Origin of the sequence: Roseateles asaccharophilus (genome assembly GCF_031458115.1) — a bacterium.
Taxonomy (GTDB): Bacteria; Pseudomonadota; Gammaproteobacteria; order Burkholderiales; family Burkholderiaceae_C; genus Pelomonas; species Pelomonas asaccharophilus_A.
This window is the reverse complement of the sequence record NZ_JAVDXV010000002.1, coordinates 620,785-635,463: the sequence shown is the minus strand read 5'-3', so window position 1 is coordinate 635,463 and position 14,679 is coordinate 620,785. Positions and strand designations below refer to the sequence as shown.

The 14,679-nt window shown below is 67.2% G+C and carries 18 protein-coding genes; 5 read left to right on the top strand and 13 right to left on the bottom strand.

What is annotated here, in order from left to right; genetic code table 11:
* Positions 1 to 59 precede the first annotated feature (59 nt).
* The gene (rpsP, locus tag J2X21_RS07460; RefSeq protein WP_310326765.1) at positions 60 to 317 is read right to left on the bottom strand and encodes a 30S ribosomal protein S16; all 258 of its coding nucleotides are present in this window, start codon (positions 315 to 317) and stop codon (positions 60 to 62) included.
* A 178-nt stretch (positions 318 to 495) separates the two neighbouring features.
* On the opposite strand from rpsP, the gene J2X21_RS07455 reads away from it, so the two are divergent.
* Both J2X21_RS07455 and J2X21_RS07450 read left to right on the top strand, forming a co-directional pair.
* On the top strand, positions 496 to 1,041 hold the full coding sequence (locus J2X21_RS07455; RefSeq protein WP_310326762.1) for a GNAT family N-acetyltransferase: 546 nt from the start codon (positions 496 to 498) through the stop codon (positions 1,039 to 1,041).
* Positions 1,038 to 1,466, top strand: a complete 429-nt coding sequence (locus J2X21_RS07450; RefSeq protein WP_310326760.1) for an NINE protein — start codon at positions 1,038 to 1,040, stop codon at positions 1,464 to 1,466. Before J2X21_RS07455 ends, J2X21_RS07450 begins: the two co-directional genes overlap by 4 nt.
* Here the strand turns inward: J2X21_RS07450 and J2X21_RS07445 are convergent.
* The 10 genes from J2X21_RS07445 to murJ all read right to left on the bottom strand — a co-directional run bounded on the left by J2X21_RS07445 (position 1,460) and on the right by murJ (position 10,521).
* Complete coding sequence (locus J2X21_RS07445; RefSeq protein WP_310326757.1) at positions 1,460 to 2,470, bottom strand: inorganic phosphate transporter; 1,011 nt, start codon at positions 2,468 to 2,470, stop codon at positions 1,460 to 1,462. The two genes, J2X21_RS07450 and J2X21_RS07445, sit on opposite strands and share 7 nt — an antisense overlap.
* A 10-nt stretch (positions 2,471 to 2,480) precedes the next feature.
* Positions 2,481 to 3,128, bottom strand: a complete 648-nt coding sequence (locus tag J2X21_RS07440) for a DUF47 domain-containing protein (RefSeq protein WP_310327236.1) — start codon at positions 3,126 to 3,128, stop codon at positions 2,481 to 2,483.
* 59 nt (positions 3,129 to 3,187) lie between these two features.
* On the bottom strand, positions 3,188 to 3,544 hold the full coding sequence (locus J2X21_RS07435; RefSeq protein WP_310326754.1) for a DMT family protein: 357 nt from the start codon (positions 3,542 to 3,544) through the stop codon (positions 3,188 to 3,190).
* 15 nt (positions 3,545 to 3,559) lie between these two features.
* Entirely contained in the window at positions 3,560 to 4,036 is a 477-nt protein-coding gene (folK, locus tag J2X21_RS07430; RefSeq protein WP_310326751.1) for a 2-amino-4-hydroxy-6-hydroxymethyldihydropteridine diphosphokinase, read from the bottom strand.
* Positions 4,033 to 5,580 (bottom strand): polynucleotide adenylyltransferase PcnB, encoded by a 1,548-nt coding sequence (pcnB, locus tag J2X21_RS07425; protein ID WP_310326749.1) that lies wholly within the window; start codon positions 5,578 to 5,580, stop codon positions 4,033 to 4,035. The genes folK and pcnB overlap by 4 nt, the downstream gene beginning before the upstream one ends.
* A 73-nt stretch (positions 5,581 to 5,653) precedes the next feature.
* Positions 5,654 to 6,322 carry an HAD family hydrolase gene (locus J2X21_RS07420; protein ID WP_310326748.1) on the bottom strand — a complete coding sequence of 223 codons (669 nt, stop codon included), beginning with the start codon at positions 6,320 to 6,322 and terminating at the stop codon, positions 5,654 to 5,656.
* On the bottom strand, positions 6,319 to 7,005 hold the full coding sequence (locus J2X21_RS07415) for an HdaA/DnaA family protein (RefSeq protein ID WP_310326745.1): 687 nt from the start codon (positions 7,003 to 7,005) through the stop codon (positions 6,319 to 6,321). The genes J2X21_RS07420 and J2X21_RS07415 overlap by 4 nt, the downstream gene beginning before the upstream one ends.
* Positions 7,005 to 8,069 (bottom strand): AI-2E family transporter, encoded by a 1,065-nt coding sequence (locus J2X21_RS07410; protein WP_310326743.1) that lies wholly within the window; start codon positions 8,067 to 8,069, stop codon positions 7,005 to 7,007. The genes J2X21_RS07415 and J2X21_RS07410 overlap by 1 nt, the downstream gene beginning before the upstream one ends.
* A gap of 25 nt (positions 8,070 to 8,094) precedes the next feature.
* Positions 8,095 to 8,886, bottom strand: coding sequence for a SirB1 family protein (locus J2X21_RS07405; RefSeq protein WP_310326740.1), 792 nt, complete (start codon positions 8,884 to 8,886; stop codon positions 8,095 to 8,097).
* 72 nt (positions 8,887 to 8,958) lie between these two features.
* On the bottom strand, positions 8,959 to 10,521 hold the full coding sequence (gene murJ, locus J2X21_RS07400; protein ID WP_310326737.1) for a murein biosynthesis integral membrane protein MurJ: 1,563 nt from the start codon (positions 10,519 to 10,521) through the stop codon (positions 8,959 to 8,961).
* Between the two features lie 120 nt (positions 10,522 to 10,641).
* On the opposite strand from murJ, the gene rpsT reads away from it, so the two are divergent.
* Positions 10,642 to 10,938 carry a 30S ribosomal protein S20 gene (gene rpsT, locus J2X21_RS07395; protein ID WP_268152380.1) on the top strand — a complete coding sequence of 99 codons (297 nt, stop codon included), beginning with the start codon at positions 10,642 to 10,644 and terminating at the stop codon, positions 10,936 to 10,938.
* Positions 10,939 to 11,053: 115 nt separating this feature from the next.
* Here the strand turns inward: rpsT and J2X21_RS07390 are convergent, their stop codons facing one another.
* Positions 11,054 to 11,923: an alpha/beta fold hydrolase gene (locus tag J2X21_RS07390; protein ID WP_310326731.1), complete on the bottom strand. Its 870-nt coding sequence runs from the start codon at positions 11,921 to 11,923 to the stop codon at positions 11,054 to 11,056.
* Positions 11,924 to 12,009: 86 nt separating this feature from the next.
* Positions 12,010 to 12,339 carry a DUF3579 domain-containing protein gene (locus J2X21_RS07385; RefSeq protein ID WP_310326729.1) on the bottom strand — a complete coding sequence of 110 codons (330 nt, stop codon included), beginning with the start codon at positions 12,337 to 12,339 and terminating at the stop codon, positions 12,010 to 12,012.
* A 150-nt stretch (positions 12,340 to 12,489) separates the two neighbouring features.
* Here J2X21_RS07385 and J2X21_RS07380 point away from each other — a divergent pair, with 150 nt between their 5' ends.
* Entirely contained in the window at positions 12,490 to 13,695 is a 1,206-nt protein-coding gene (locus J2X21_RS07380; RefSeq protein ID WP_310326727.1) for an aspartate aminotransferase family protein, read from the top strand.
* Positions 13,692 to 14,654 carry an ornithine carbamoyltransferase gene (argF, locus tag J2X21_RS07375; RefSeq protein WP_310326725.1) on the top strand — a complete coding sequence of 321 codons (963 nt, stop codon included), beginning with the start codon at positions 13,692 to 13,694 and terminating at the stop codon, positions 14,652 to 14,654. Before J2X21_RS07380 ends, argF begins: the two co-directional genes overlap by 4 nt.
* The last annotated feature ends 25 nt before the right edge of the window (positions 14,655 to 14,679 follow it).

Below are 14,679 nucleotides of genomic sequence, written 5' to 3'. Positions count from 1 at the left end.
AGGAAGCAAAAGACGGCGCCGAGGCGCCGTCTTGCTGAGGCTTGTTGCCTGCCACGTGCTTAGGCAGCGGGCGTGGCCTTCTTGGCCTCGCCGACCAGGCGCTCGACCGTGGGCGACAGCTGGGCGCCGACGCCGACCCAGTAGGACACGCGGTCCTGGGCGACGCGCAGCTTCTCGGCAGCGCCGGAGGCGACCGGGTTGTAGAAGCCGACGCGCTCGATGAAGCGGCCGTCACGGCGCTGGGCGCTGTTGGCGACGACGATGTTGTAGAAGGGGCGCTTCTTGGAGCCGCCGCGGGCCAGACGAATCACAACCATGATGTTTCCTAAAAATTGGGCGACTACCGCACGAGGAGACACTCAGGGCGAGCCAGTCGAATAGCAGGAACCCCTGCCAGGGGAGGCGCTGTAGATACGCCGCAGCCATCTGCAGCCAGCGCCAAAACCGCGCATTATAAACTCGCTTGGCCCTCATTTGCAGCTCCTGAAACGACAGATGTCACAGCCTCCCGCCCAGCCCTTGATCCTGCGTCCCAGCACCGACGCCGACCTGCCCGCCATCCAGGCCATCTACGCCCAGGCCGTGCTGGAAGGCACCGGCACCTTCGAAACCGAGGTACCCACTGTCGAGGAGATGGCCCGCCGCCGCGCTGAGGTGTTGGGCCGCGCCCTGCCCTGGCTGGTCGCTGAACGCGACGGCGCCGTTCTGGGTTACGCCTACGCCAACTATTTTCGCCCGCGCCTGGCTTACCGCTTCTGCGTCGAGGATTCCATCTACCTGTCGCCCGCCGCGCAGGGCCAGGGCGTGGGTCGGCTGCTGCTGGCAGAGTTGATCGCCCGCTGCGAAGCGGTCGGGGCCCGCCAGATGCTGGCCGTCATCGGTGACGCGAACAACGCCGGCTCGGTCGGCGTGCACACGGCGCTGGGCTTCGAGCACACCGGCGTGCTGAAGAGCGCCGGCTGGAAGTTCGGCCGCTGGCTGGACGTGGTGCTGATGCAGCGCCAACTCGGCAGCGGCGATACCAACTCGCCGGCCGAATGAACCACGGTGTCAAGCACAAGGCCGTCGCGACCTGGTTGGCCTTGACGGTCGGCGTGTTCGGCCTGCATCGCTTCTACCTGCATGGCATGAAGGACCACTGGGCCTGGCTGTTTCCGCTGCCCACGCTGCTGGGCTTGGCTGGCTTGCAGCGCATGAGCGCCTTTGGGCAGGACGACCGAGTCGCCTGGGTGCTGATACCCCTGCTGGGCGTCAGCCTGGTGGCCGCACTGCTGGGCGGCATCGTCTACGGCTTGATGCCGGACGAGCGCTGGAATGAGCGCTTCAACGCCGGCCACCCAGCCCAGTCCAGCGGCTGGGCCGCCGTCATCGGCGTCGTGCTATGCCTGCTCATCGGCGGCACGGCGCTGATGGCGACCATCGCCTTCAGCGCCCAGCGCTACTTCGAGGCGCAGTCCGATCAGTAGAGGAAGAAGCTCACCCAGTAGCAGATCGCCGCCATCGTCGCTGCCGCGGGGATGGTGAAGATCCAGGCCCAGACGATGTTGCCGGCGACACCCCAGCGCACGGCCGAAGCGCGGCGCACGGAACCCACGCCCACGATGGCACCGGTGATGGTGTGGGTGGTGGACACCGGAATGCCAAGCGCCGTGGCCACGAACAGCGTGATCGCGCCACCGGTCTCGGCACAGAAGCCGCCCACCGGCTTGAGCTTGGTGATGCGCTGACCCATGGTCTGCACGATGCGCCAGCCACCGAACATCGTGCCCAGGCCAATGGCCACATAGCAGGACACGATGACCCAGCTGGGCGGCGCGCTGTCACCAGCGCTCATCATGCCGGCAGCCACCAGCAGCATCCAGATCAGGCCGATGGTCTTCTGCGCGTCATTGCCGCCGTGGCCCAGGCTGTAGAGACCGGCAGACACCAGCTGTAATCGCCGGAACCAGCGGTCGATGCGCAGTGGCGACTTGTCGCGGCACACCCAGGCGACCAGCACCATCATCAGCGACCCCAGCGTGAAGCCCAGGAGCGGCGAGACGACGATGAAGGCCACGGTCTTCCAGATGCCCGCGGCCACCAGCGCATCGGGGCCGGCCTTGGCGACCACGGCGCCGGCGATGCCGCCAATCAGCGCATGCGACGAGCTGGACGGGATGCCCCACCACCACGTGATGACGTTCCAGGCGATGGCGCCGATCAGCGCACCGAACACGACGTGGTGATCCACGATGCCCGGCTCCACAATGCCCTTGCCGATGGTGGCAGCCACCTTCAGCTGGAAGAACAAGATGGCGATGACGTTGAAGAACGCAGCGAACAAAACCGCCTGCTGCGGCTTCAGCACGCCGGTGGAGACGACGGTGGCGATGGAGTTGGCCGCGTCGTGGAAGCCGTTCATGAAGTCGAACAGCAGCGCCAGCACGACGAGCAGCGCCACCACCCAGAAGGCGATCTCTACGGATGCCATGGGAAGCCGATCAGGAGTTCTCGAGGACGATGCCCTCGATCAGGTTGGCCACGTCCTCGCAACGGTCCGAGATGGACTCCAGCTGCTCGTAGATCGCCTTCAGCTTGATCAGCTCGCGCACGTCGGCTTCCTCGCGGAACAGGCGCGACATGGCCGAGCGCATGACGCGGTCGGCGTCGGATTCCAGGCGATCAATCTCCTCGCAGGTCTTGATCGCGGCCTCGGTCGTGGCGGGCTTGCTGAGGTTGGGGAGCAGCGTGACGGCGTGCTGCACGCGTTCGCAGCAGCGGACCGACAGCGTGGCCAGTTGCAGCACCTGCTCGGGCACCGAACGCACGTCGTACAGCGACAGCGTCTCCGACGAGTCCTGCAGAAGGTCCAGGATGTCGTCCATCGCGTTGATCAAGCCGTGGATCTGTTCGCGGTCGATGGGCGTGATGAAGGTGCGGTGCAGCAGCCGGTTCACCTCGGCCGTCACGCGGTCGGCAGCATGCTCGGCCTTGTCGACCTCGTCGGCGTACTGCTGGCGCAGCGTCGGGTCGGCATAGTTCTCGATCATCTTCAGGAAGGCGCGCGCGCCTTCCGCAATGAAGCCGCCGTGCTCGTTGAACAGCTCAAAAAAATTGCCCTCGCGGGGCAGCAGCTTGCCAAATAGCATGGCCATCCTTGGATTTCTGGAAGGCGCGCAGTTTACCGGGCGCCGTCACCGAATCGTCATCAAGCCGACCGGAAGATGAAGTAGACAGCCCCTAACAGGCACAACCCGGCCCACAGGAAATCCAGCTTCAACGGCTCGCCCATGTAATACACGGCGAAGGGCACGAAGACGGCCAGCGTGATGACCTCCTGCGTGATCTTCAGCTGCGCCAACGTGAAGCCGGCGCCGTGGCCGATGCGGTTGGCCGGCACCTGCAGCAGGTATTCGAACAGCGCGATGCCCCAGCTGATCAGCGCCGCGATCCACCACGGCTTGGTGGCCAGGCCTTTCAGGTGGCCGTACCAAGCAAAGGTCATGAAGACGTTGGACAGCAGCAGCAGGCCCACGGTCTGCCAGCCCCCGAGGGTCGAAAACATCGTCGAAGCTCCGGTTCAGAAGGGGATGGCGTCTTGGCGTTCGATGCGCTGCGACTGCCAGTCGCCGGGGCCGGCCAAGTCGGCCAGCTCGGGCGCGATCTCCAGCAGCGGCCTCAGCACGAAGGCGCGTTGCTGCATGCGGGGATGGGGCAGCACCAGCCGCGGCGTGTCGAGGCGGGTGTCGCCATGCAGCAGCAGGTCCAGGTCCAGCGTGCGCGGCGCGTTGCGGTAGGGGCGCTCGCGTCCATGCACTGCCTCGATGGCCTGCAAGGCGTCCAGCAGCGCCAGAGGCGCCAAGCCGGTATCCAGCGCGGCGACCGCGTTCAGGAAATCCGGGCCACCGGCATCGACGGGGGCGCTGCGCCACGCGCTGGACAGCACCGCGATCCGGGTCTGGGGCAATGCATCCAGCGCCGCGGCGGCGCGGCTCAAGGTGGCGAGCAGATCGGCGCCAAGATTGGCGCCCAGGCCGACGTAGGCGCGCTCGCTCACTCGGCCGCCGGTGCTGCGGCGCCCTCGCCGCCTCCGGCGGGCTTGCGACGGCGGCGGCGGCGTTTCTTGGCCGGAGCGGCATCGTCGACCGTGTCGTCGGCCGACGATGCCGGTGCTGGCGCATCCGGGCGCGGCGCGCGGACGACGCGGGGAGCCTTCTGCTGGGCGGCGCGTGCGTCGGCCAGCAGGGCTTGCCGGTCGTCGTCGCTGCCGAGCGCGAAGTCCTCCCACCAGTCCGCCAGCGCCGGGTCCACCTCGCCCACATCCGCGCGCAGGCGCAGGAAATCGAAGCCGGCGCGGTAGCGCGGCTGTTCCACAAGGCTGAACACGCCCGAGCCGCTGCGGCGCTCGAAGCGGGTCTGCATCATCCAGATCTCGCGCATGTCGGCCGCCAGCTTGCCGCGGCCGGAGATGTCGCCGATGCGGGCATCGAACACCGCGTCGATGGCCTGGGCCAGCGCAGGGACGGCGGGCTCGCCACCGTTGCGGATCTTGGTCCAGCGGTCCAGCACCTCGTGCCACAGCATGCAGGCCAGCATGAAGCTGGGGCTGACACCACGGCCTTCGTTGACGCGGCGGTCGGTGTCTTCAAACGCTTGGCGCACGAACTTGCCGCGCACGCCTTCCGGCAGGTCGCCGGTGGCGGTCAGCATCGCATCCAGCACGGCAAACACCTTTCCGCCCTGTCCCACCAGCCCGAGCTTCTTCAACTGCACCAGGCTGGCCAGTGAATGGCCGGTCTGCAGCAGCTTGATCATCTCGTCGAACAGGCGTGAGGCGGGCACGTTGGCCAGCAGTGGGGTGCAGGCCGCGACCGGCGCCAGCGTCTTCTTTTCAAGCTCGAAGCCCAGCTTGGCCGCAAAGCGCACGGCGCGGACGATGCGAACCGGGTCTTCGCGATAGCGGGTGTCAGGGTCGCCGATCATGCGCAGCAGCTTGGCCTTCGCATCGGCCAGGCCGCCGTGATAGTCCACCACCAAGCGGCGCTGCGGGTCGTAGTACATCGCGTTGACGGTGAAGTCGCGGCGCGCGGCATCTTCGATCTGCGGTCCCCAGACGTTGTCGCGCAGCACGCGGCCGCTGGCGTCCACGGCGTGGGACTTCCCGTCCAGTTCGCCCTTGGCCGTCTTCTCGTTGCCTTGCACCGCCTCGGATTCGGTGGGCAGCGCGCGGAAGGTCGAGACCTCGATGACCTCGTGCTCACGGCCACGGCCGTAGACCACGTGCACGATGCGGAAACGCCGGCCGATGATGAAGGCGCGGCGGAACAGGCCCTTGACCTGCTCGGGCGTCGCGTTGGTGGCGACGTCGAAGTCCTTGGGGCGCATGCCCAACAACAGGTCGCGCACGGCGCCGCCGACGATGTAGGCCTCGAAGCCGGCGTCGGTCAGCGTCTTGACGACCTTGACGGCGCGGTCGTCCAGCAATTCGGGGTCGATGCCATGCACGTCGGCCGGAATCTCGACGCGCTTGCCCAGCGGCGTGGTCTTGGGTGCCGCGGTGCCGGACTTGCTGAACAGCTTGTCGATGAACTTCTTGATCACGGCTTGGTGTAGGTTTTGGTGTAGGTTTTTCGCATCCAGCCCATTTTTCCTGGGAAGTCGATGAACTTCTTGATCATGCGAAGAGTTGGAGCTGGGGCCAGCCGCGCTCGGTGGCGATCTGTGCGAGCGTGGGGCTGGGATTGGTCGCCACCGGGTGGCTGACGCGTTCGAGCAGGGGGAGGTCGTTGGTCGAGTCGCTGTAGAAGGTGACGCGCTCGAAATCACGCGATTGTGCCCCGAGCCCCCGCAGCCAGTCGTCAACGCGCGCGATCTTGCCTTCACGGAAGCTGGGCACGCCGCGGATGGCGCCGGTGTAGCGGCCCTGCGCATCCCGCTCCAACTGCACGGCGATCAGGTGCTCGATGCCGAACGCCTCGGCAAACGGCGCGGTGACGAACTCGTTGGTAGCCGTGACAAGCGCGATCAGATCCCCTGCTGCGCGATGCTTCTCCACCAGTGCCATCGCCTCAGGCCGCAGCGCCGGCCTGCCGATCTGCGCCATGAAGCGCTCACGCATCGCCAGCGCCTCATCCAGTGGCCGGCCGCGCCAGGCAGACGTGGCGAAGTCGACATAGGCCGCCAGGTTGAGCGTGCCGGCGTTGTACTGCGCGAAAAACTCGTCGTTGCGCGCGCCCCAGACCGCGCCATCGACCCAGCCGACCTCCACCATAAAGGCACCGAAGGAATGGTCGGAATCCACCGGGATCAGCGTCCCGTCCAGGTCAAACAGCGTCAAATTCATAAAATGGGGTCAGAGTCAGTTTTCTCGTCGACCAACATGGCCTTCAAAAGGGGCAGCGTCAGTGCGCGCTTCGTGGACATCGCGAACTCGTCCAGCCGCTCCAGCAGGTCCATCAGCCCCTTGAGGTTGCGCTCGAAGCGGGTCAGCAGGTAGTCCAGCACCTCGTCGCCCAGCAGCAGGCCGCGGCGATCGGCTTCGCGGCGCAGCACGGCGCGCATCTCTGACTCGCGCAGCGGCGTCAGCTGGAAGCTGGGCCCCCAGCCGAGGCGCGTGCGCAGATCCTCGCGCACGGGCAGGTCCACCGCAGGCGCGTCGGCCGTGGCAACAACTGTGTAGCCCTGCCCTGCCGACGCGACAAACAGCGCGAAGGCGGCATGCTGCTGGCCAGCGTCGAACCGCTGGCAGTCGTCCAGCAGCAGCAGGCTCTCGTGGGCCGGCAGTTCCCAGGGCAGCGGCGTGTCCGCGTCGTACCAGGCGACACGCTGGCCGGCCGCCTGCCAGCGCTCGGCCAGCGCCTGCAGCAGATGGGTCTTGCCGGCCCCGGTCGGCCCCCACAGCAGCACGGGCGGGTCGGCCGGCATCAGCCCCAGCAGATAGGCCAGTGCCTCGGCATTGGCGCCGGGCAGGAAGTTGTCAAAGCTGTGCGCCGGTGGCGCCAGCAGCGAAAGAGGAATCTGCCGCATCAACGGAAAAGGGAACTCGCCAGGTAGGCCTCGTGCACGCGCCGGAACGCGACGACGGCCACGGCGGACAGCGGCAGCGCGATCAGCACGCCCACGAAACCCAGCAGGTGGCCAAAGGCCAGCAGCGCGAAGATGACCATCAGCGGGCTCATGCCGATGCGCTCGCCGACGAAGCGCGGCGTCAGCACAAAGCTCTCCAGCAGTTGGCCGATACCGAACACGACGGCCACGGCGGCCAGGCCGTAGAAGCTCGCGAACTGCAGCAGCCCGGCCAGCAATGCCAGCACCAGGCCCAGTCCGAAGCCCAGGTAGGGGATGAAGACCGCGAGGCCCGTGAACACGCCGATGGGCAGCGCCAGTTCGAAGCCGGCGAGCGCCAGACCAGCGCTGTAGAAGATGGCCAGCGCCCCCATGACCAGCAGTTGGCCGCGCAGATACTGGCCCAGCGTGGCGTCGCACTCGTCCAGGAAGCTGCCCACCGACTCGCGGGCCGACGGCGGCACCAGGCCGCGCACGCGCTGCACGAGGTTGGGCCAGTCGTCCAGCAGGTAGAACAACACCACCGGCAGCAGCACCGCGTTGCCCACCACGGCCAACAGGAAGCTGCCGCCGATGCGCGCCGAACTGAGCACAGTGGCCAACCATTCCTCGAGATTGGCGTCCATGTACTTCAGCACGAAAGCCTTGATGCTGGCCGGGTCCAGTTGCAGATGGATGCCGTGCTGGGCCAGCCAGGGCGAGAGCTTGTTGTTGGCCAGCGTGGCCAGCGCAGGGATCTGCTCGCGCAGCGCCGGCAACTCCTTGCTGAGTATGGGCAGCACCAGCAACAGCAAGGCCAGCAGCGCGAGGCCAAAGACCAGCTCGACGATCAGCACGGCCAGCGCGCGAGGCACGCGCCGGTTCACCAGAGCCTGTACGACGGGCGACAGCGCGTACGCCAGCACCAGCGCCGCGATGAAGGGCGCGAGCACCGGCGACAGCAGCCACAGCAGCAGGATGCCGACGAGAGCGACGCCGCCCCAGGCCAGGGCGGTGCGTTGAGGCTTGTTGAGCTTCATCATCATGGGTGGGGCGCGAGGGCGCGGATTGTCACTGAAGCGGCCGCGAGCGGCCTTCGAGCAGCAAGGCCAGGCGGCGGCGCAGTTCGGGCGCATCGGCTGCGCTGCCGCGCTCGGCGAGATAGAAGGCCAGGTCATCGGCCGCCGCCGGGTCGCCCAGCGCATCCAGCACCAGCCCGCGGTCACGCCGCTCGGCCGGGTCGGCCGGCAGCAGCACGACCAGGCGACGCTGTACGGCCAACAGCCGCTGCGCATCGCCCGCGGCACGGTGCACTTCCTTCAGGTTGCGCAGCATGCGGGCCAGGATCTGGCGCGGCGCCGCGGCCTGCAGGAAGAAGTCCAGCGGCAGCTCCAGATCGTGCGGCAGTTCGCTGCCGTGGCGGTACTGGGCCAGCCGCTCTTCCAGACGGCTGGGCGACAAGGCTTCGCCGGTGAAGGGATCCAGGACGACATCGCTGAGACCGGTGCGGCACTTCACCAGGAAATGCCCGGGGAATGCGACGCCCGACATGCGAAGCCCGGCCTGCTCACCCAGCTCCAGCAACAGCACGGCCAGCGTGATGGGAATGCCACGCCGCGTCTCCAGCACGCGATGGACGAAGCTGTTGTCCGCCGCGTAGTAGTTGTTCAGGTTGCCCGAAAACCCCAGCTCGCCGTGGAAGAAGCGCGTCAACAGGTGCAGGCGCTCCGCCGCGCCCATCTGCAGCGAGATGCGCTCACGCAGGCGACCCGCCAGGCCGTCCACCTCGGCCAGCACGGCTTGGACGTCCAGCGTCGGATGCTCGTCCTGCGCCAGGCTGATGGCAGCCTCCAGCAGATTCAAACCCCGATCCTCCGCCACCAGGGTGGCGAAGTATTCCAGAGGAGTCGGCGGTGCGTAGCGCATCGTTCGGCCTCAGAGCGGGCGGCCCAGCGCCCGCGGCCGCAGGCCTGCGAGCAGCAGCACGCCGAAATAGACCACGGCGCTGCCGCCCAGGCTGGCGGCCATCACCAGCGCACGTTGCCATTCATGGCCGCCCAGTGCAATCCAGTCCAGCCGGGTCGCGAGCAGGTACTGCAACGCCCCCATGGCCGCGCAGCCCAGGCCCACGCGCAATCCGAACGCCAGCCAACCCGGCTCGGGCCGATAGGCGCCCAGCTTCTTCAGCCCCCACAGCAACCAGCTTGCATTCACCAAGGCTCCCAGGCCAATAGACAGCGCCAGGCCCGCCACACCTATCCACGGCACGAAGGCGACGTTGAACAACTGGGTCAGCACCAGCACGCCGATGGCGATCTTGGCCGGCGTGCCCGTGTCCTGGCGGGCATAGAAGCCGGGCGCCAGCACCTTGATGGCAATCAGCCCCAGCAGGCCGACGCCCCAACCCATGACGGACTGCGCCGTGTTGGCGACATCGACCGCCGAGAAGGCCCCGCGGTGATAGAGCACCGCCGTCAATGGCGACGCAAACACCATCAGCGCAACGGCACAGGGCAAGGCCAGCAGCAGCACCATGCGCAGGCCCCAGTCCAGCAGCCGGCTGTAGCGCTCGGTCTCGCCGGATGCCTGAGCCGCTGACAGCTGCGGCGTCAACACCGCGCTCAGCGCCACGCCCAGTAGACCGATGGGGAACTCCATCAAGCGGTCAGCGTAGTTCAGCCAGGAGGTGGCTCCTTCGGCGATATGGCTGGAGATCTGCGTGTTGATCATCAGCGAGACCTGCGCCACGCCCACGCCCAGCAGCGCCGGCCCCATCTGGACGAGCACACGCCCGACGCCTGGATGCGCGCGCGACTCCATGAAACCGCCCCAGCTCAGCCGCATGCGCGGCATGGCGCCCACGGCCCGCAACGCCGGCCACTGCACCAGCAACTGCAGCACGCCCCCCAGCATGACGCCGAAGGCCATCGCATAGATGCCGGGATAACCGGCCCGCTCCAGCGGCCCCACAAGCGACCATCCCACGACGATCACGCTGAGGTTCAGCAGGACTGGCGTTGCCGCCGGCACCACGAAGCGCTTCCACGTGTTCAGGATGCCCGCAGCCAGCGCCACCAGCGACATGCAGGTGATGTAGGGGAACATGAAGCGCGTCATCGCGACCGACGCGTCGAAGGCTTTGTCCGGCAGCCCGGCACCCAGCAGCCACACCAGCAGCGGCGCGGCCAGCACGCCCACGATGCTGGTGGCCACCAGCACCCACAGCAGCACGGTGGCGACCGCATCGATCAGGCGCTGCGTTGCAGCCTCACCCTCGGTCGCCCGCGTCGCCGCAAGGATGGGCACGAAGGCCTGCGAGAACGCGCCCTCGGCAAACAGCCGGCGCAACAGGTTGGGAATGCGAAAGGCCACCAGGAAGGCGTCCGTCATCGCCGTGGCACCGAAAAGCCCCGCCACCATGGTCTCGCGGACAAGGCCGGTGATGCGCGAGGTCAGGGTCAGAAGAGATATGGTTGACGCAGCGCGCAGCAGATTCATGGCGCCGGATTATGTGGGCCGCCCATAGCGCCACTTTTGATACTCAGCCCCACCACTTGGCTTTAACCCTGATTCCGCGCTATACTCGCTGTCTTTGCACCAACTGGGTATACAAACAGCATGGCAACCAGCTCCAAAGCCAAGAAGAAGACGGTTCGCCTGGCATCGGGCCGCAAGCGCGCCCGCCAGGACGTCAAGCTCAACGCCGCGAACACCGCGCTGCGCTCCAAATTCCGCACGGTCATCAAGAACGTGCAAAAGGCCGTGACGGCTGGCGACAAGTCCAAGGCCGCCGACCTGTTCAAGACCGCCCAAGCCGTCATCGACTCCGTCGCCGACAAGGGCATCTTCCACAAGAACAAGGCTGCTCGCCACAAGAGCCGCCTGTCCGCCAAGATCAAGGCGCTCGCCGCCTGATTTCCAATCCAGCTCTGGTGCAAGCAGAAGGCCCGCGAAAGCGGGCTTTCTGCTTTCTGGACGGCCCGCTCAGCGGGCCTTTTGCATTTACGACGCTACAGAGGCGGCACCAGGCTCAGTGCCACTCGCCGCGCTCGACGCCCTGCATGCTGCGATCGCGCAGCCAATCGGCCACCGCCCGCGCGACCCATTGCGGGTCGTCCAATGGCAGATCGTGGCCGGCCTTCGTGTGCAGGCGCAGCGGTGCCCCCCAAGCCCGGCTGATGGCCTGCGAGCAACGCCAATCCACCAAGGTGTCGGCCTTGCTGCACAGCAGCAGCATGGGCGCTGCCGGCCGCGTGCGGCTCGCGCGGTAACGCAGACTGGCCAGCAACTGGCGGGCCGTGTTCCGCACACCCAGCGGGTGCTGGCGCTGCAACTCCACCCAGCGTTCGATGACAGCCTGGGAAGGCGTCAGCCGCGTGGTCAACTGCAGCACGCGCTCTTCGCGCATGCGGGCACTGAAACGACTCAATGACAGCAGGGCCAGGCCCAGATAGTTCAGCGGGCGCGGCCTGCGGAACAGTTCGCTGAACGGCCGCAGGCTGGGATTGATCAGCACACCGGCCTCGATCTCCCCGGGATAGCGGTTGGCCCAATCGCTCAGAACAGCGGCCCCCAGCGACATGCCCAGCACCGAGATCGTACCGTTGACACCGCGCCGTTGCAGTTCGGTCCGGCATTCATCCACGATGGCCGACACCTGCGTGGGGCTGGCCTGGCGACGCAGCGCGCCCGTGCCCGGCAGGTCCAGCAGATGCAGCTTGACCTCCGGCTGCAGCGCCCTCACCTCTTTCAGCAGGTGCTCCGGAAAAACACCCCAGTGACCGCTCTCCCGCGACAGCCCTCGCAGCAACACCCAGACATTGCCATGCGCAGGCGCCGACTGCGCAAGACCCGGCGCGGGTTGCGGCAACAAGGCGGCGGAAGCGGTGTTGAGGTTCATCGACGACGTGTAAAACGTAGCCGGCGAGGATAACGGTGCGCCCCGCGTCCCGCGCCTGGGAATCCCTCTAGGACAGGGGGTGCAACTCAGGGGGTCTGCTTGCCGTCCGGCAGCAGGCAGGCATCTGCGACCTGAAGGTTGTTGTCGCGCGCGAAGTTCATGACGAAGTCCCAGGCCATGGGCTCGATGCGGCGCAGTTCCTCGTTCACGATGACGCACTTCACGCCGTTGATGACGGTAGGCACGCAGTACGGCGAATAGCCGATGTGGGCACCCGGCCCCAGCCTCGCGCCACCCGGGCGGAAGCAGGACATCGCGCCGGCCAGCCGCTCGGCCCAGTCGCTCGGGCGGAAGGTGCGTCCATCCTGTGTGACACCTTGGATGAAGACTTCGCGCGGCGATGGGGCAACGGTCATGGACAGGGGGCTTCGCTATACAGCGGAGCACCGCTGCCAAAGACCGCTATTGTGCCTTGGCGCAAAGCAAACTGTTGCGCCGCAACATTGCAGCGGCACGGACCCTAGAATCCAAAATCCACCTTTTTCCTCGATCCCTACGGAATCCCGATGAACGCTGAGTCCCTTCCGTCCGATGCCCACGTGATGCCCACTTACGGCCGCCTGCCCGTTGCGCTTTCGCACGGCCAGGGCTGCTGGGTCTGGGACACGGAAGGCCGACGATTGCTGGACGGTCTGGGCGGCATCGCGGTCAACACGCTGGGCCACAACCACCCGCGGCTGGTGCCGGCGCTGCAAGACCAGGTAGCCAAGCTCATCCACACGAGCAACTACTACCGCATCCCCCTGCAGGAGCAGCTGGCCGACAAGCTGTGCGAGCTTTCGGGCCTCGCCAATGTCTTCTTCTGCAATAGCGGACTGGAAGCCAACGAGGCGGCGCTGAAGATCGCGCGCAAGTTCGGCCACGACCGCGGCAACACGTCGCCCGAGGTGCTGGTCTTCGAAGGCGCCTTCCACGGCCGCTCCATCGCCACGCTGTCGGCCACGGCCAATCCCAAGATCCAGGCCGGCTTCGCGCCGTTGGTGCCGGGCTTCGTGCGCGTCAAGCTCAACGACATCGCCGCCGTCGAGGCGGCGATCGCCGCGCATCCCAACATCACGGCCATCTTCCTGGAAACCATCCAGGGCGAAGGCGGCATCCAGCCCGCCCGCATCGAGTTCCTGCAGGCGCTGCGCCGCATCTGCGACCAGCACGATCTTCTGCTGATGCTGGACGAGGTGCAATGCGGCGTAGGCCGCACCGGCAAATGGTTCGCCCACCAGTGGGCCGGCATCAAGCCCGACGTGATGCCGCTGGCCAAGGGCCTGGGCTCGGGCGTGCCCATCGGCGCCGTCGTCTGCGGCCCGCGCGCCGCCGGCGTGCTGAAGGCAGGCAACCACGGCACCACCTTCGGCGGCAATCCGCTGGCCATGCGCGCCGGCGTCGAGACGCTGAAGATCATGGAAGAAGACGGCCTGCTGGCCAATGCCGAGGCCGTGGGCGCCACGCTGCGCAACGCGCTGGCCGACGGCCTGGCGGGCGAGGCCGGTGTCGTCGAGATCCGCGGCCAGGGCCTGATGCTGGGCGTCGAGCTGGACCGCCCGGCGGGCCCGCTGCTGCAGCAGACACTGGACGCCGGCCTGTTGATCAGCATCACGGCCGACCGCGTCGTGCGCCTGCTGCCGCCGCTCATCCTCACGCATGACGAGGCACGCCAGATCGCGGCCATCCTGCTGCCGCTGATCAAGGCCTTCCTGGCCCAACCCAAGCCATGAAGCCGGGGAATGCGCTGATGCGTCACTACCTGCAATTCAAGGACCTGCGCGCCGAGGAATACGCCCACCTGTTCGACCGCGCCGCCATCATCAAGCGCCGCTTCAAGAACTACGAGCGGTATCAACCGCTGGCGGACCGCACGCTGGCCATGATCTTCGAGAAGGCCAGCACGCGCACCCGCGTCAGCTTCGAGGCCGGCATGTATCAGATGGGCGGCTCTGTCGTGCACCTGACGACCGGCGACAGCCAGCTGGGCCGCGCCGAGCCGGTGGAGGATTCCGCGCGCGTCATCAGCCGCATGGTCGACATCGTCATGATCCGCACCTTCGAGCAGAGCAAGATCGAGCGCTTTGCGGCGCACTCGCGCGTGCCGGTCATCAACGGGCTGACCAACGAGTACCACCCCTGCCAGATCCTGGCCGATCTGTTCACCTTCATCGAGAACCGCGGCATGGACCGCCGCGGCGCCATCGACATGGACTGCCTCAAAGGCCGCGTGGTGGCCTGGGTGGGCGACGGCAACAACATGGCCAACACCTGGCTGCAGGCGGCGGAGATCCTGGGCTTCACGGTGCACGTCAGCACGCCCAGCGGCTACGAGATCGATCCGGCCGTGGCCGGCATCAAGGACGCCAGCTGCTACAAGGTCTTCAAGGACCCGCGCGAGGCCTGCGTGGGCGCCGACCTGGTAACCACGGACGTCTGGACCAGCATGGGCTACGAGGCCGAGAACGAGGCCCGCAAGGCCGCGTTCGCCGACTGGTGCGTGGATGCCGACATGATGGCCCGCGCCAAGCCCGACGCGCTATTCATGCACTGCCTGCCGGCCCACCGCGGCGAGGAGGTCGCCGCCGACGTCATCGACGGGCCGCAGTCGGTCGTCTGGGACGAGGCCGAGAACCGCATGCACGTGCAGAAGGCGCTCATGGAGTATCTGCTGCTGGGCCGTATCGGCTGAGGAACGCCACGCGAACCTGACGCCG